The sequence below is a fragment of the Nocardioides sp. BE266 genome, from assembly GCF_031457855.1.
In the GTDB taxonomy this organism is placed as follows: domain Bacteria; phylum Actinomycetota; class Actinomycetes; order Propionibacteriales; family Nocardioidaceae; genus Nocardioides.
The window spans coordinates 460,281-477,569 of sequence record NZ_JAURTI010000004.1; the positions used below are offsets into that span (position 1 = coordinate 460,281).

13 protein-coding genes are annotated in these 17,289 nt (G+C 69.9%); all 13 read left to right on the forward strand.

Annotation, left to right across the window (positions count from 1 at the left end; genetic code table 11):
- Nucleotides 1-81 precede the first annotated feature (81 nt).
- The 13 genes from J2X46_RS14555 to alaS all read left to right on the forward strand — a co-directional run bounded on the left by J2X46_RS14555 (nt 82) and on the right by alaS (nt 17,289).
- Nucleotides 82-795: an MBL fold metallo-hydrolase gene (locus J2X46_RS14555; protein ID WP_310251720.1), complete on the forward strand. Its 714-nt coding sequence runs from the start codon at nt 82-84 to the stop codon at nt 793-795.
- A 10-nt stretch (nt 796-805) separates the two neighbouring features.
- Nucleotides 806-2,164 carry a histidine--tRNA ligase gene (gene hisS / locus J2X46_RS14560; protein WP_310251722.1) on the forward strand — a complete coding sequence of 453 codons (1,359 nt, stop codon included), beginning with the start codon at nt 806-808 and terminating at the stop codon, nt 2,162-2,164.
- Entirely contained in the window at nt 2,161-3,951 is a 1,791-nt protein-coding gene (aspS, locus tag J2X46_RS14565; RefSeq protein ID WP_310251724.1) for an aspartate--tRNA ligase, read from the forward strand. The genes hisS and aspS overlap by 4 nt, the downstream gene beginning before the upstream one ends.
- 168 nt (nt 3,952-4,119) lie before the next feature.
- Nucleotides 4,120-5,154: an ABC transporter permease gene (locus J2X46_RS14570; RefSeq protein ID WP_310251726.1), complete on the forward strand. Its 1,035-nt coding sequence runs from the start codon at nt 4,120-4,122 to the stop codon at nt 5,152-5,154.
- An 80-nt stretch (nt 5,155-5,234) separates the two neighbouring features.
- Entirely contained in the window at nt 5,235-7,007 is a 1,773-nt protein-coding gene (locus J2X46_RS14575; RefSeq protein WP_310251728.1) for an ABC transporter substrate-binding protein, read from the forward strand.
- A 151-nt stretch (nt 7,008-7,158) separates the two neighbouring features.
- Complete coding sequence (locus tag J2X46_RS14580; protein ID WP_310251730.1) at nt 7,159-8,169, forward strand: ABC transporter permease; 1,011 nt, start codon at nt 7,159-7,161, stop codon at nt 8,167-8,169.
- A gap of 11 nt (nt 8,170-8,180) precedes the next feature.
- Complete coding sequence (locus tag J2X46_RS14585; protein WP_310252081.1) at nt 8,181-9,269, forward strand: ABC transporter ATP-binding protein; 1,089 nt, start codon at nt 8,181-8,183, stop codon at nt 9,267-9,269.
- Between the two features lie 152 nt (nt 9,270-9,421).
- Nucleotides 9,422-10,591 (forward strand): dipeptide ABC transporter ATP-binding protein, encoded by a 1,170-nt coding sequence (locus tag J2X46_RS14590; RefSeq protein WP_310252082.1) that lies wholly within the window; start codon nt 9,422-9,424, stop codon nt 10,589-10,591.
- A gap of 43 nt (nt 10,592-10,634) precedes the next feature.
- Nucleotides 10,635-12,008 (forward strand): replication-associated recombination protein A, encoded by a 1,374-nt coding sequence (locus J2X46_RS14595; RefSeq protein ID WP_310251732.1) that lies wholly within the window; start codon nt 10,635-10,637, stop codon nt 12,006-12,008.
- Nucleotides 12,005-13,783 (forward strand): ABC transporter substrate-binding protein, encoded by a 1,779-nt coding sequence (locus J2X46_RS14600; protein WP_310251734.1) that lies wholly within the window; start codon nt 12,005-12,007, stop codon nt 13,781-13,783. The genes J2X46_RS14595 and J2X46_RS14600 overlap by 4 nt, the downstream gene beginning before the upstream one ends.
- Nucleotides 13,784-13,808: 25 nt before the next feature.
- Entirely contained in the window at nt 13,809-14,303 is a 495-nt protein-coding gene (locus tag J2X46_RS14605; protein ID WP_310251735.1) for a hypothetical protein, read from the forward strand.
- Nucleotides 14,303-14,569, forward strand: coding sequence for a DUF6167 family protein (locus tag J2X46_RS14610; protein WP_310251737.1), 267 nt, complete (start codon nt 14,303-14,305; stop codon nt 14,567-14,569). The genes J2X46_RS14605 and J2X46_RS14610 overlap by 1 nt, the downstream gene beginning before the upstream one ends.
- Complete coding sequence (alaS, locus tag J2X46_RS14615) at nt 14,569-17,289, forward strand: alanine--tRNA ligase (RefSeq protein ID WP_310251739.1); 2,721 nt, start codon at nt 14,569-14,571, stop codon at nt 17,287-17,289. Before J2X46_RS14610 ends, alaS begins: the two co-directional genes overlap by 1 nt.

Below are 17,289 nucleotides of genomic sequence, written 5' to 3' on the forward strand. Positions count from 1 at the left end.
CGGAGTGCCCTCGGTAGGCTTCCCACCGAAGCAAACGCCCGACCACGTACGACACGCAACGACAAGCAAGGACTGACGCCCGTGTTCATCGCCGGCTTCCCCGCCGGACCCTGGGGGACCAACTGCTACGTCGTGGCAACGGGTCCCGGGGCCGAGTGCGTGGTCATCGACCCGGGCAAGGACTCCGCATCGGGTGTCGACCAGGTGGTGCGCGAGCACAACCTCAAGCCCGTCAGCGTGCTCGTCACGCACGGCCACGTCGACCACATGTGGTGCGTCGCCCCGGTGGCCGGCACCTACGACGCGACGGCCTGGATCCACCCCAGCGACCGGCACCTGCTCACCGACCCGATGGCCGGGATGAGCCGGGAGACCACCCAGATGCTGCTCGGCGGCGCCTACGAGTGGGCCGAGCCCGACGACGTGCGCGAGCTGTCCGACCTCGCCGAGCTCGAGCTCGCCGGGCTGCGCTTCGTCGTCGACCACACCCCCGGCCACACCCAGGGCTCGGTGACGTTCCGCACGCCGTACGCCGAGCAGGAGGTGTCGGAGGTGATGTTCTCCGGCGACCTGCTCTTCGCGGGGTCGATCGGCCGCACCGACCTGCCCGGCGGCGACCACGCCACGATGCTGCGCAGCCTGACCGACAAGGTGCTGCCGCTGGCCGACGACATCGTCGTCCTGCCCGGCCACGGCGAGCAGACCTCCATCGGCCGCGAGCGCGCCACCAACCCGTACCTGCTCGACCTCCAGGGCGAGCAAGGACCCGCAGGCCGGGTCACGCGAGGACTCTGAGGAAGACGAGATGAGCAAGATCAGCCCGTTGAGCGGGTTCCCCGAGCTGCTGCCTGCGCAGCGCGCCGTCGAGCGCGAGGTCATCGCGTCACTGTCGCGCACCTTCGAGCTGCACGGCTTCGCCAACATCGAGACCCGCATCGTCGAGCCGATCGACCGCCTGGCCAAGGGCGGCGAGGTCGACAAGGAGATCTACGTCCTCCAGAGGATGGCGGCCGAGCAGGACGCCAAGGCCGAGCTCGGCCTCCACTTCGACCTGACGGTGCCGTTCGCGCGCTACGTCCTCGAGCACGCCGGGCACCTCGAGTTCCCGTTCCGGCGCTTCCAGATCCAGCCGGCGTGGCGCGGCGAGAGGCCGCAGGAGGGCCGCTACCGCCAGTTCACCCAGGCCGACGTCGACATCGTCGGGCGCGACGAGCTGCCGTTCCACCACGACGTCGAGGTGATGTCGGTGATGGTCGACGCGCTCTCGCGCCTGCCGATCCCGCGGCTGTCGTTCCAGTTCAACAACCGCAAGCTGATCCAGGGCTTCTACCGCGGCCTCGGCATCGACGACGTCACCGACGCGATCCGCGTCATCGACAAGCTCGACAAGCTGCCGGCCGACGAAGTCGTTACGATGCTCGTCGACCGCGTCGGTACGACGCCGGAGCAGGCGCAGCGATGCCTCGAGCTGGCGACCATCCGGGTCGAGGACACCTCGTTCGTCGAGAAGGTCCGGGCGCTGGGCGTCGAGGACGAGCTGCTCGACCAGGGCCTCGACGAGCTCGCCGCCGTGGTCGAGGGCTGCCGTGCCGTGGCCGGCGACACGGTCGGCGTGGAGGCCAACCTCCGCATCGCGCGCGGCCTGGACTACTACACCGGCACCGTCGTCGAGGTCTTCATGGCGGGCTACGAGCGACTCAAGTCGGTCGGCGGGGGAGGGCGCTACGACGCCCTCGCCAGCGACGGCCGGACGACCTACCCGGGCGTCGGCGTCTCCTTTGGCGTCTCCCGCACCCTGATCCCGCTCATCGCCGACGGTGTGCTCGACGGCGACCGGCCCGTGCCCAGCGTCGTGCTGGTCGCCCTCAACGCCGAGGAGGACCGCGCCTCCAGCACCGCCGTGGCGAGCGCTCTCCGAGCCCGCGACATCGCCTGCGAGGTCGCGCCGACCCCGGCGAAGTTCGGCAAGCAGATCCGCTTCGCCGAGCGCCGGGGCATCCCCTACGTCTGGTTCGTTCAGGCCGATGGCAGCAGTCAGGTCAAGGACATCCGCACCGGCGACCAGGTCGACGCCGACCCGGCCACCTGGGCGCCACCCGAGGCCGACCTGCGGCCCCGCATCATCAGCACCGCCACCCCCAGCTCTTCAGAGGAGATCCAGTGATCCGCACCCATGACGCCGGCACCCTGCGCGCCGAGAACGTCGGCCAGACCGTCACCCTCGCCGGGTGGGTGGCCCGCCGCCGCGACCACGGCGGTGTCGCGTTCCTGGACCTCCGCGAGGCGAGCGGCGTGGTGCAGGTCGTCGTACGTGACGAGGAGGTCGCGCACAGCCTCCGCAGCGAGTACTGCCTGAAGGTGACCGGCGAGGTCGTGGCTCGCAAGGCCGGCAACGAGAACCCCAACCTCGCCACCGGCGAGATCGAGGTCGTCGCACTCCCCGGGAAGGCAGGCGTCGAGGTGCTCTCGGCGGCCGCGCCGCTGCCGTTCCCGATCGACGACCACATCGAGGTGGGGGAGGAGGCGCGCCTCAAGCACCGCTACCTCGACCTGCGTCGCTCCGGCCCCAACGCCGCGCTCCGCCTGCGCAGCAAGATCAACAAGGCCGCGCGCGACGTGCTCGACGCGCGCGACTTCGTCGAGGTCGAGACCCCGACGCTGACCCGCTCGACCCCCGAGGGTGCCCGCGACTTCCTCGTGCCGGCCCGCCTCGCGCCCGGCAGCTGGTACGCCCTGCCGCAGAGCCCGCAGCTGTTCAAGCAGCTGCTGATGGTCGGCGGCATGGAGCGCTACTTCCAGATCGCGCGCTGCTACCGCGACGAGGACTTCCGCGCCGACCGCCAGCCCGAGTTCACCCAGCTCGACATCGAGATGAGCTTCGTGGACCAGGAGGACGTCATCACGCTGATGGAGGACGTCCTCGAGGCGATGTGGGCGCAGGCCGGCCACACCATCGAGCGCCCCCTGCCCCGGATGACGTACGCCGACGCGATGGCGAAGTACGGCTCGGACAAGCCGGACCTCCGCATGGGCCTCGAGCTCGTCGAGTGCACGGAGTACTTCAAGCACACCACCTTCCGCGTCCTCCAGGCCGACTACGTCGGCGCCGTCGTCATGCCGGGCGGCGGCAGCCAGCCGCGTCGGCAGTTCGACGCGTGGCAGGACTGGGCCAAGCAGCGTGGCGCCAAGGGCCTGGCCTACGTGACGATCGCCGAGGACGGCGAGCTCGGGGGACCGGTCGCCAAGAACCTCACCGACGCCGAGCGCGAGGGCCTGGCCGCCCACGTCGGCGCCAACCCGGGCGACTGCATCTTCTTCGCCGCCGGCCCGGTCAAGAGCAGCCGTGCGCTGCTCGGCGCCGCGCGCCTGGAGATCGGTCGTCGCGGCGGTCTGCTCGACGACTCCGTCTTCGCCTTCACCTGGGTGGTCGACGCGCCCCTGTTCGAGCCGAGCTCCGACGCGGTCGCCAGCGGCGACGTCGCGGTGGGCGCAGGCGCCTGGACGGCCGTCCACCACGCCTTCACCAGCCCCAAGCCGGAGTTCCTCGACACCTTCGACACCGACCCCGGCAGCGCGCTGGCCTACGCCTACGACATCGTCTGCAACGGCAACGAGCTCGGTGGCGGGTCCATCCGTATCCACCGCGGCGACGTGCAGACGCGCGTGTTCAAGGTGATGGGCCTCGACGAGGACGAGGCGCAGGAGAAGTTCGGCTTCCTGCTCGACGCCTTCAAGTACGGCGCGCCCCCGCACGGCGGCATCGCGGTGGGCATGGACCGCATCGTGGCGATGCTCGCGGGCACCGACTCGATCCGCGACGTGATCGCCTTCCCGAAGTCCGGAGGGGGCTACGACCCCCTCACGGCGGCCCCTGCCCCCATCACGGCGGAGCAGCGCAAGGAAGCCGGTGTCGACGCCGTACCCGCGAAGGACCTCCCGCCCGAGGAGTGATCCCCGGGAGGTTTGCCGCCACGGGGTGGTTAACCGGTCGTAACTGGATCGTTACGCGTCAGTGATCGTGCGTGCGTCGCGGGTCACATAGAGTCCCGTTTCGGCGCAGGCCCCGGGGGACCCCCGGGAGTGCGCCGGGACAGTTCCCGAGAACCAGATGGGGAGAGCATGTCGGCAGAGACCGCAGGGCCGGAGACACTGGGCCACCTCAGCGATGAGGGCCAGCAGCAGGATCCCAACAGCCAGCAGGCCAAGGAGATCGCCGGCAAGTCGCCGATGCGGATCGCGATGGGCCGTCTGGCCCGCGACAAGATCGCCGTCGTCTGTGCGGTCATCGTGCTGTTCTTCATCATCTGCGCCGTCTTCGCCGGTCCGATCAGCCACCTGTTCGGTGTGAGCCTCGAGACCCCGCTCGCCAGCGAGCGCGTCGACGGCCTCAACAACGGCCTGCCCAAGCCCGAGATGGGCCCGCCCAACGGCTCGTTCACGTGGGAGCACCCGATGGGTGTCGCTCCCCGCACGGGTGAGGACAACCTGGCCTACTGGCTCTACGGCTGCCGCGTCTCGCTGATGATCGCCACCACGGCCACCATCTTCGCGAGCCTCGTCGGCATCGTGATCGGCCTGCTCGCCGGCTTCCTCGGTGGCGCGGTCGACAAGGTCCTGTCGTTCTTCATCGACATGTTCCTGACGATCCCCTACCTGCTGGCCGCGCTGACCCTGGCCCCGATCATCAACGAGCGGTTCTCCCTCTCGGACAACTACGGGACCATCCAGAAGTTCAGCCTGATCATCGTGCTGGCGACGCTCGGCTGGATGGGCACCGCCCGCCTGATCCGTGGTGAGGTCCTCGCGCTGCGTGAGCGCGAGTTCGTGCAGGCCGCCCGCGTCATGGGCATGCCGACCTCCCGCATCCTGTTCAAGGAGCTCCTGCCCAACCTGGCCGCCCCGATCATCATCAGCGTCTCGTTGATGCTGCCGGCCTTCGTGGCCGCGGAGGCCGGGCTGGCCTACCTCGGCATCGGTGTCACCGACGGCGTCTCGTGGGGCCAGACGATCCTCAAGGGCACCAACCTCACCTTCTTCCGCGAGTACCCGCAGTACCTGTGGCAGCCGCTGCTCGGCGTCGTCGCACTGGTCCTCGCGCTCAACCTCCTCGGCGATGCGCTCCGCGACGCCCTGGACCCCAAGACCCGACGCTGAGCCTGCGCTCGGCCTCAGGTCCCACGTTCGTCGCCGGAGACGCCGTCCTCGGTGAGAAACACAAAGAAAGGCTGGACAGCATGAAGCGGAACAAGCCGCTTGCACTCGTTGCTGGTGCCGCTCTTCTGACGCTCGCTGCCTGTGGCGGTGGGTCGTCGGACGACGGTGGCAGCGGCAGTGGCACGGACAGGAAGTTCGGCGGCCAGGAGGGGGGCACCAAGGACGCTGAGCGTCAGGGCCCCGCTGCTGACGTCGAGGGCGCGACCGCAGGTGGCACCATCACGGTGTACCTCCCCGGTGACCCCGGTCCCGACACGCTCGACCCGACCGGCGGCTGGTCCGTCACGGGCAACTCCATCCAGCAGGCGCTCACGAGCCGCTCGCTGACCCAGTACGCCCGCGACGAGAACGGCCAGCCGGTGCTGGTTCCGGACCTCGCGACCGACCTGGGCACGCCCAACGACGACTACACGGAGTGGACCTTCACCATCCGTGACGACGCCACGTGGGAGGACGGCAAGCCCGTCACCGCCGACGAGGTCGCGTTCGGCATCTGCCGCTCGCTCGACTCCGAGGCGTTCCCGTCCGGCCCGGGCACCGAGTACTCGAAGTCCTACTTCGACGGTGCCGAGGACTACGACGGCCCGTACACCGGCAAGGACCCGAAGTGCGCCAAGTGGGGCGGCATCTCGGTCGACGGCCAGGACATCACCATCAAGATGTCGAAGCCGTTCCCGGACATGGACTACTGGGGCGCCTTCATGGCGATGGGCCCGGCTCCGCTCGGCAACGCCTCCAAGCCGCCGAACTACGGCCAGAAGCCCCTCTCCAACGGCCCCTACAAGGTCGAGAGCTACAAGCCCAACGAGGAGCTCGTCCTCGTGAAGAACGACCAGTGGGCTGCTGAGTCGGACCCGGCGCGTCACCAGTACGCCGACGAGTTCGTCTTCAAGTTCAACCAGGACCAGTCCAAGGTCGACGAGATCATGCTCTCGGACAACTCCGACAGCCAGACCGCCGTCTCCACCGCCCTGGGCTCGGACAAGTACAACGACGCCAACGGCCAGCTCGGCGAGCGTCTCGTCCAGCAGACCTCGCAGTGCGTCTCCACGCTGACGCCGGACTACACCAAGATCACCGACATCAACGTCCGCAAGGCCCTGGCCTACGCGTACCCGTACGAGGACGTCTGGATCGCGAGCGGTGAGGTTCCGGGCGTGACCCGTATCCCCGCCAACTCGGTGATGCCTCCCGGCATGGCCGGCAAGAAGGAGTTCCAGGTCGACGGTGAGCAGATCACCTACGACCCGGAGAAGTCGAAGGAGCTCCTCGCCGAGGCCGGCTACGGCGACAAGCCGTACCCGATCACCATGGTGTTCTACGAGGTCGACCCGCTGGCCAAGGCCGCTCAGGACCAGATCACCAAGGGCTTCGAGGCCGGTGGCTTCAAGGTCAAGGCCATCCCGGTCCAGGAGTCGCCGTACAACGTGTGGCTCGACCCCGACAACAAGGTCAACAAGACGCTGAACCTGCGTGGCGTCAACTGGTGCTCCGACTGGCCGTCGGGCTCGACGATGATCCCGTCCCTCCTGCGCACCGGTGCTGTCTACAACACCGCGCAGTTCTCGGAGACGTCGGTCGACGACGAGATGTCGGCCATCGCCACCATGCCGATGGACGACCAGGCCGACGCCTGGGGTGCGCTGGACGAGAAGATCATGACGGAGTACTTCCCGATCATCCCGACCGCGTTCCGCAACGACCTGTTCGTGTTCGGCAGCAAGATCGGCAACCCGACGGGCGATGGCTCGATCGGTGCCCCGAACTACAAGGACCTGTACGTCATGCAGTGACCTGGTGCTCATCACTGAGCACCACGTAGTTCCCCAGTAGTAACTGACGGGTGGGGGCTCCCTGACCGGGAGCCCCCACTCGGCAGCCCGGACCAAGTAGGCTGTCGTGCCTCGGTCCGACTCATCCACCATCCCCGGAGAGTGACCTGCGATGTTCGCGTATGTCGTCAAGCGGCTGATCTCGGGAGTCCTCGTCGTGACGTTGATCTCGATGGCGATCTTCCTGCTGTTCTGGTACGGCCCCTCGAGCCCGGCCCAGCCGATCTGTGACCGCGAGAGCGGCAACCGATGCACGCCCGCGAGGCTTGCGACGTACGAGAAGACGCTGGGTTACGACAACCCGGTCTACGAGGAGTACGGCAAGTTCGTGAAGGGCGTCTTCGTCGGACGCACCCTCACCATCGCCTCCAACGAGTACGAGTGCGCCGCGCCGTGCCTGGGCATCAGCTTCCGCACCAAGGCCCCGGTCAAGGAGGAGCTCGTCTCGCGCATGCCGGCGACCTTCTCGATCGCCATCGGCGGTGCCTTCCTCTACGTCCTCTTCGGAGTCCCCATCGGTGTAGCAGCCGCGCGAAGGCGCGGCAGCGTGGCCGACAAGGCCCTGGTCTCGAGCTTCCTGTTCATCAGCTCGATCCCGTACTACCTCTTCGCGTTGCTGACCTGGCTCTACCTCACGATCACGTTCGAGGTGCCGTTGTTCAGCGACACGGGCTACTTCTCACCCCTGGGCGAAGGACCATGGAAGTGGTTCTCCGGCATGTTCCTGGCCTGGGTGGCGCTCGGCATCTTCGGCTGCACCCAGTACACGCGATACACGCGCGGTGCGATGGTCGAGTCGCTGAGCGAGGACTACATCCGTACGGCGAAGGCCAAGGGCCTGCCGGCGCGGACCATCATCTACAAGCACGGGCTGCGTGCTGCCCTGGTGCCGGTCGTGACGATCTTCGGCATCGACTTCGGCACCCTGCTGGCCGGCACGATCTTCACCGAGCGGATCTTCGAGATCAAGGGCATCGGCTGGTGGGCGCTCGAGGCCGTGACCGGCAAGGACCTGCCCGTCGTCCAGGCGACTGCGCTCTTCGGTGCCGTCGCCCTGATCATCTCCAACCTGCTCGTGGACGTGGTGTACAGCGTCCTCGACCCGAGGGTGAGGCTTTCGTGACCAGCGTTCCCATGACCCAGTCGTCCGCCGCCGAGCGCGATGCGGCCGAGGGGCCCTTCCTCCAGGTCGAGGACCTGAAGGTCACCTTCCCGACCCAGGACGGTCCCGTCACCGCGGTGCAGGGACTGTCGTACTCGGTCGAGAAGGGCAAGACCCTCGGCATCGTCGGCGAGTCCGGTTCCGGCAAGTCGGTCTCGAGCATGGCCGTGATGGGCCTGCACGACACCAAGTCGGCGAAGATCTCCGGTTCCATCCGCGTGGGTGGCACCGAGGTCGTCGGCCTCAGCGAGTCGCGCATGCGCGACCTGCGCGGCAACGCGATGGCGATGATCTTCCAGGACGCCCTCGCCGCGCTGCACCCCTTCTACAAGATCGGCGCGCAGCTCGAGGAGGCCTACCTGGTCCACCACTCGAGCGCCTCCAAGCGCGACGCGCGCCGCAAGGCGATCGAGATGCTCGACCGCGTCGGCATCCCGCAGCCCGACCGGCGCGTGGACGACTTCCCGCACCAGTTCTCCGGCGGCATGCGCCAGCGCGCGATGATCGCGATGGGCCTGATCAACGACCCGTCGCTGCTCATCGCCGACGAGCCGACCACCGCGCTCGACGTGACGGTGCAGGCGCAGATCCTCGACCTGCTCCAGGACCTGCAGCGCGAGTTCAACTCGGCCGTCATCATCATCACCCACGACCTCGGCGTGATCGCCGAGATGGCTGACGACGTCCTCGTGATGTACGCCGGTCGCTGCGTGGAGTTCGGCACGGCCAAGCAGATCCTGACCACGCCGGAGATGCCCTACACGTGGGGCCTGCTGTCCAGCATCCCCGACGTGAACGCGTCCACCGACGCGCGCCTGATCCCGATCCCCGGCAACCCGCCCAGCCTGCTGCGGCCGCCGTCGGGCTGTTCCTTCCACCCGCGGTGCGTGCACTCCGACAAGGTCGCCGGTGACCTGTGCTCCACCGAGCTTCCCGAGCTGCTTCCGGCCAGCTCCGGCACGGCACATCTCAAGCGCTGCCACCTCGCCGACCCCGTGTCGGTCTACGCGACCGAGGTGCTGCCCGAGATCGCCCCCGAGCTCGTCGAGGAGACCCGATGACCCAGGACCCGAACTCCCGCTCCGAGATCGAGCCGACCGAGATCGGCGCCAACGCGGCCGAGACCGGCGACCGTGTGCTCGAGGACCAGCACGACGCCACCGCGGACCACGAGGTGGCGATCGAGGACCTCGACTTCGCCACCGTCGCGGAGATGGGTCACGTGGCCTCCGAGCTCGACCCGGACGCACCGGCCGTGCTGACGGTCGACAACCTGAAGATGTACTTCCCCGTGAAGTCCTCGGGTGTCGTACGCCGCACCATCGGCCACGTGCAGGCGGTCGACGGCATCTCGTTCGAGGTGCCCAAGGGCGGGTCGCTCGGCCTCGTCGGTGAGTCCGGCTGTGGCAAGTCGACGACCGGTCGCCTGATCACCCGGCTCTACAAGCCGACCGGCGGCTCGATGACGTTCGAGGGCAAGGACCTCGCGAAGCTGTCCAACCGCGAGATGAAGCCGCTGCGCCGTGACGTGCAGATGATCTTCCAGGACCCCTACACCTCGCTCAACCCGCGCCACACGGTCGGCACGATCGTCGGTGCCCCGCTCGAGGTGCACAACATCGTCCCGAAGAAGGACGTCCTCAAGCGGGTGCAGGAGCTGCTCGAGGTCGTGGGCCTCAACCCCGAGCACTACAACCGCTACCCGAACGAGTTCTCCGGCGGCCAGCGCCAGCGCATCGGCATCGCCCGGGCGCTGACGCTCAACCCGAAGGTCCTCGTCGCCGACGAGCCGGTCTCGGCCCTCGACGTGTCGATCCAGGCGCAGGTGGTCAACCTGCTCCAGGACATCCAGTCGGAGTTCGACGTGGCGTTCCTCTTCATCGCCCACGACCTGGCGATCGTGCGTCACTTCTGCCCCGAGATCGCCGTGATGTACCTCGGCAAGATCGTGGAGATCGGTGACCGCGACACGATCTACTCCCACCCGCACCACCCCTACACGCAGGCCTTGCTCTCCGCGGTGCCGGACGTGAAGCAGGCCGCGGTCGGTGGTCGTCGCGAGCGCATCCGCCTCGAGGGCGACGTGCCCAGCCCGATCAACCCGCCCTCGGGTTGCCGGTTCCGCACGCGCTGCCAGTTCGCGCAGGAGATCTGCGCCAAGGTCGAGCCGCCGCTGCTGCAGATCGGGTCGCGCCACAAGGTCGCCTGCCACTTCGCGGGCGAGCTGGGCTCGCACCCGGCCACCCCCGTCACGACCGAGCTCCTCGGCGTCGACGACCAGGGCAGCCCGGTGCCGGGCGCGACCGCGACGCACCAGCTGTCCGGCCCCGGCTACGACAAGACCTGGTACGACCTGAAGACCAAGCAGACCGCCGGAGCCTGACCTCCCTTCCCGACCGTCGGGTCGGGAAGGAGATACTCACGACGTGGACGGCTTGTTCGAGATTCCGGGCGCGGGGCAACCCGCGCCCGGTGTCGTACCCGGGGGCGGGTCGCTGGGCGCCAACACGCACGCCTCGGCGCCCCTCGCGGTCCGGATGCGCCCGCGGACCATCGACGAGCTCGTCGGCCAGCAGCAGTTGCGGGCCGCGGGGTCGCCGCTGCGGCGGCTGATCGAGGGCGACCAGTCGATGTCCCTGCTGCTGTGGGGACCGCCCGGCACCGGCAAGACCACGATCGCCGCGATCGTCAGCCAGCAGACCAGGCGGCGCTTCGTCGAGGTGTCGGCCGTCGCCGCCGGCGTCAAGGAGGTGCGCGCCGCGATCGACGGCGCCCGCGCCGAGCTCGCCCGAGGCGGCCAGGAGACGGTGCTCTTCGTCGACGAGGTGCACCGCTTCACCAAGGCCCAGCAGGACGCCCTCCTGCCCGGCGTCGAGAACCGCTGGGTCACCCTGATCGCCGCGACGACCGAGAACCCGTTCTTCTCGGTGATCAGCCCGCTGCTCTCGCGCAGCCTCCTGCTGCGCCTCCAGTCGCTCACCGACGACGACGTCGCGGAGGTGATCGACCTCGCGCTCGCCGACGACCGTGGGCTGGCGGGGGAGACCGGGCTCGACGACGACGCCCGCGCCCACCTCGTACGCCTGGCCGGTGGTGACGCGCGGCGCGCGCTGACCTACCTCGAGGCCGCGGCCGGTGCCGCGGCGAGCAACGGTCTCGACGCCATCGACCTGGAGACCGCCGAGACGGCCGTCGACCAGGCGGCGGTGCGCTACGACCGCCAGGGCGACCAGCACTACGACGTCATCAGCGCCTTCATCAAGTCGATCCGCGGCTCCGACGCCGACGCGGCGCTGCACTACCTCGCCCGCATGATCGAGGCGGGGGAGGACCCGCGGTTCATCGCGCGGCGCCTCGTCGTCCACGCGAGCGAGGACATCGGCCTGGCCGACCCGACCGCCCTCCAGGCGGCCGTCGCGGCCGCCCAGGCGGTGCAGCTGATCGGCATGCCCGAGGCGCGGATCAACCTGGCCCAGGCCACCATCCACCTCGCGGTGGCGCCCAAGTCCAACGCGGTGATCACCGCGATCGACGCGGCGATCGCCGACGTGCGCGCGGGCAAGATCGGCCAGGTGCCGCCCCACCTGCGCGACGCCCATTACGGCGGTGCGAAGGACCTCGGCCACGGCAAGGGCTACGCCTACCCCCACGACGAGCCCTACGGCGTCGCCGAGCAGCAGTACGCCCCCGACCAGCTCCGGGACACGGAGTACTACCGCCCGACCGCGCTCGGCGCCGAGGCGTCGGTGAAGGAACGTTGGGAGCGGATCCGCCGCATCGTGCGCGGGTCCGGCGGATGAGGCGGCGCGAGGCCGCCGCCGCCCTGGCCGGTGTCGTGGTCCTCGCGCTGGCCGCGTGCGACGGCCGCGTGACGGACCGCCACGGTCGTGGCGCCTTCGACGGTGGGCGGGCGTACGACGTGCCGGTGGCGGCGACGCAGGACCCGGGACGGCAGGGCCCTGCACCCGACGTCCCCGGGGCGGTCCGAGGCGGGACCCTCACGGTCTACCTCCCCGGCGCGCCCGGGCTGAACACCCTCGACCCGACCGAAGGCTGGTCGGCGCCGGGGAACGCGATCCAGCAGGCGCTCGTGAGCCGGTCGCTGACGCAGTACGCCCGTGGCGACGACGGGCAGCCGGTGCTGGTGCCGGACCTCGCGACCGACCTCGGGTCGCACAACGAGGACTTCACGCGGTGGACCTTCACCATCCGCGACGACGCGACCTGGGAGGACGGCAGCCCGGTCACGCCCGAGGAGGTCGCGTTCGGCATCTGCCGTTCGCTCGACGCCGAGGTCTTCCCGGCGGGTCCCGGGGCCGAGTACGCCACGACGTACTTCGCCGGAGCGGACGAGTACGACGGCCCCTACACGGGCGACGACCCGCTCTGCCGCGACTACCCGGGCATCGCCGTGTCCGGTCAGGACGTCACCATCGAGATGTCGAGGCCCTTCCCCGACATGGCCTACCTCGGCTCGGTCATGGCGATGGGCCCGGCGCCGCTCGGTGACGCCTCCGACCCGGCGACCTACAGCCGTCGGCCCCTGTCCAACGGCCCCTACAAGGTGGCCAGCTGGGAGCCGGGGGAGCGGCTGGTGCTCGTGCGCAACGACGCATGGGATGCGGGCTCCGACCCGGCTCGTCACCAGTACGTCGACCGGTTCGTGTTCGAGCTCGACCAGGACCAGGCCAAGGTCGACGAGATCATGCTCTCCGGGAGCTCGAACAGCGAGGCGGCCGTGTCGACCTCGCTGGCCGCGGACCGCTACGTCGAGGCCGAGGAGTCGCTGGGCGACCGCCTGGTCCAACAATCCACGCAGTGCCTGACCACGCTGACCCCGGACTACACCAAGATCACCGACCTCAGGGTGCGCAAGGCGCTCGCCTACGCCTACCCCTACGAGGACGCCTGGATCGCCGGCGGCGAGGTCCCGGGCGTCACCCGGGTCCCGGCCGGACCGGTGATGCCGCCCGGCATGACGGGCCGACAGGAGTTCCAGGTCGACGGCCGGCAGATCACCTACGACCCGGCGAAGGCTCGCGCGCTCCTCGCCGAGGCCGGCTACGACGCCGACCGGCCGTACCCGATCACGATGGTCTACAACGCGCTCGACCCGCTGGCGAGGGATGCCCAGTCGCAGGTCACGGCCGGGTTCGAGGCCTCCGGCTTCGAGGTCAGGGCGATCCCCCTGCAGTCGTCGCCCTACAGCGTGTGGCTCGACCCCGACGACAAGGTGAACCGGGCGCTCAACCTCCGTGGCGTCAACTGGTGCCCGCTCTGGCCCACCGGGTCGGCGATGCTGCCGCCGCTGCTGAGGAGCGGTGCCGCCTTCAACACCGCCCACTTCGACGAGCCCGCGGTCGACGCCGCGATGGACGCCATCGCCTCGCTCCCGATCGAGGACCAGGCTGCCGCGTGGGGTGCGCTCGACGAGTCGGTCATGACCGAGCAGTTCCCGGTGATCCCGACCGGCTACGTCAACCGCCTGTTCGCCTTCGGCTCCCGCGTCGGCAACCCCACGGGTGACGGCTCGCTGGGCACGCCCAACTACCGGGACCTCTACGTCGTCCCGTGATTCCTCCGGCTTATAGGGTGGCCGCGTGACTTCGGAGCAGATGTGGCTGGGTGCTGCGGGTGCGCTCGCGCTCGTGGCGCTGCTCGTCGCGTTCCGGGCCCACCGGCGGGCGACCCGGGTCGAACGCCTCGCGGAGTCGCTCGCCCAGCGCATCGACGTGCTCGAGTCGCCGGTGTCCGAGGCGCCGCGGCCAGTCCGCGACGACGAGGTGAGCACCTTCGTGATCACCCACCTGGGCTCCGACCAGCCGCGCGAGGCCGTGCCCGTCGCGCAGGACATCGACGGCCGGCTCTTCGCCGACATCGTCGCCCGCGAGACCGTGGTCAAGGCCGCGTCGTGGACCGCGGGTCTGCGCCGTGCGCTCTCGCCGGAGAGCCGCAACCGGATCCGCTTCGAAGTCCGCCAGGAGACCCGCCGCGCCGGCCGCGAGCGCCGGGCCGAGATGAAGCAGGCCCTGCGCGAGTTCCGTGAGCGCGAGCGGGCCGACGTGGCCCGTGACCTGGGGGAGGACGTCGCCTGATGGGTCGCCCACTCTGGTTCGTGGCCGGGGCGGGGGTCGGTGTGTACGCCGCTGCCCGCGCCCGCCGTGCCGCGGAGGCGTTGACCGCCGACGGCCTGCGTGACCGCCTGCGCGGCTGGCAGGTCGGTGCCCGCCTCTTCGCCGAGGAGGTGCACCAGGGGCGCACCGAGCGCGAAACCGAGTTGCGCGAGCAGCTCGGCCTGAGGCCCCATGGACTACCTGAACTGACCACGAGCACCAGCACCGAGATGAAGGACCTGCACTGATGGACACCGCCGAGATCCGCCGCCGCTTCCTCGCGCACTTCGAGGCCGCCGGACACGCCGTGGTGCCCTCCGCCTCCACCCTCGCCGACGACCCGAACCTGCTGTTCGTCAACGCCGGCATGGTGCCGTTCAAGCCCTACTTCCTCGGCCAGGAGACGCCGCCCTTCGACCGCGCGACGAGCGTGCAGAAGTGCATCCGCACGCCCGACATCGAGGACGTCGGCAAGACCACGCGCCACGCCACCTTCTTCGAGATGTGCGGCAACTTCTCCTTCGGCGACTACTTCAAGCAGGGCGCCATCGAGCTGGCCTGGGCGCTGATCACGAACCCCGTCGAGGAGGGTGGCTACGGCCTCGACAAGGACCGCCTGTACCCGTCGGTGCTGGTGGGAGACGAGGAGGCCATCGGCCTCTGGATGGAGGTCACCGGGCTGCCGCGCGAGCGGATCGTCCAGCTCGGCCCCAAGGAGAACTACTGGTCGATGGGCGTGCCCGGCCCCGGCGGTCCGTGCTCGGAGATCCTGTTCGACCGCGGACCGGAGTTCGGTCCGGACTTCGACGCCGCGACGCTCGGCCCGGACATGCCGTTCGAGCTCGAGGACCGGCTGCTCGAGATCTGGAACCTCGTCTTCATGCAGGACGACCTGAGCGCCGTGCGCTCCAAGTCGGACTTCGACATCGCGGGCTCGCTGCCGAAGAAGAACATCGACACCGGCATGGGCCTGGACCGCGTCGCCCTGCTGCTGCAGGGCAAGAAGAACATGTACGAGATCGACCTGGTCTACCCGGTCATCGCCAAGGCCGAGCAGCTCACCGGCAGGACGTACGGCGTCGACCGCGAGGACGACATCAGGTTCTGCGTGGTCGCCGACCACGTGCGCTCCTCGATGATGCTCATCGGTGACGGCGTCACGCCCGGCAACGACGGTCGCGGCTACGTCCTGCGCCGCCTCCTGCGCCGCGCGGTCCGCTCGATGCGCCTGCTGGGCTGCGAGGACCGCGTGCTGCCCGAGCTGATGCCCGTCTCCCGCGACGCGATGAGCCCGACCTACGGCAACCTCGTCACCGACTGGGAGCGGATCTGCCAGGTCGCCTTCGCCGAGGAGGACGCGTTCCGCAAGACGCTCCAGTCCGGCACGCAGATCTTCGACACCGCCGCCGCCGACGTGAAGCGCACCGGCGGCACGACGCTCTCCGGCGAGCGGGCCTTCGCGCTCCACGACACCTACGGCTTCCCGATCGACCTCACCCTCGAGATGGCGGCCGAGCAGGGCCTCCAGGTCGACGAGCAGGGCTTCCGCGGCCTGATGGCCGAGCAGCGCGAGCGCGCCAAGGCCGACGCCCGCGCCAAGAAGGGCACGCACGGCGACACCGCGGCCTACCGCGGGATCCTCGACGAGTTCGGCCCGACCGAGTGGCTCGCCTACGAGACGCTCGAGACCGAGTCGAGGCCGCTGGCGCTGCTCAGCGGCGGTGCGTCGGTGCCGCGGCTGGCGCAGGGCGAGATCGGCGAGCTCGTGCTCGACCGCACGCCGTTCTACGCCGAGTCCGGCGGCCAGGTGGCTGACGCGGGCGAGATCCTCTTCGACGGAGGCCGGCTCGAGGTCATCGACGTCCAGCGCCCGATCAAGGGACTGGTCGTCCACCAGGTGCGCGTGGTCGACGGCGAGCTGGTCTCGACAGGCTCGAACGGCGGGAAGGGCGCCGTGCACGCCCGCGTCGACCCCGAGTGGCGCATCGGCGCTCGCCAGGCCCACTCCGGCACCCACGTCGTGCACGCCGCGCTGCGTGAGGTGCTCGGCCCGACCGCGTTGCAGTCCGGCTCCTACAACCGGCCCGGCTACCTCCGCCTCGACTTCGGGTGGACCCAGGCGCTGAGCTCCGAGCAGGTGCGCGACATCGAGCTGGTCTCCCAGCAGGCGCTGCGCGCCGACCTCGCGGTCTCGTGGGACTACATGACCCTCGAGCAGGCCAAGGAGTGGGGCGCGATCGCGCTCTTCGGCGAGACCTACGACAACACCAAGGTGCGCGTCGTCGAGATCGGCGGGCCCTGGTCGCGCGAGCTCTGCGGTGGCACGCACGTGGACCACTCCTCGCAGATCGGCACCGTCGTGGTGACCGGCGAGACGAGCGTGGGCTCGGGCAACCGCCGCATCGAGGCGCTCACGGGCGTCGAGGGCTTCGGCTACCTCGCCCGCGAGCGCGACGTCGTCGCCCAGCTCACCGGCCTGCTCAAGACCCAGCCCGACGACCTGGTCGGTCGCGTGCAGGGCCTCACCGAGCGCCTCAGGGCCGCCGAGAAGGAGCTGGAGAAGGCCCGGCTGGCCCAGCTGCTGGGCGCCAGCGCCGAGCTGGCCGCCGGCGCGTCGCAGGTCGGCCCGGTCAAGGTCGTGGCCCACCGTGCCGACGGCGCCGCGGGCGGCGACGTACGGAACCTGGCGATGGACGTCCGCGGACGCCTGCCGCAGGGCGAGCCCGGCGTCGTGGTGATCATCGGCAACGTGGACGGCAAGGTGTCCGTCGTGGCCGCGACCAACGACGAGGCGCGTGCCCGCGGCGTGTCCGCCGGCGAGCTCGTGCGCGCCGTCGGCCCGCTGCTCGGCGGCAAGGGTGGCGGCAAGGACGACGTCGCCCAGGGCGGCGGCACCGACGCCTCGCGCATCGACGAGGCGCTCGCGCTGGTCGCCCACGAGGTGGCCAAGCACGCGGTGCAGGGCTGA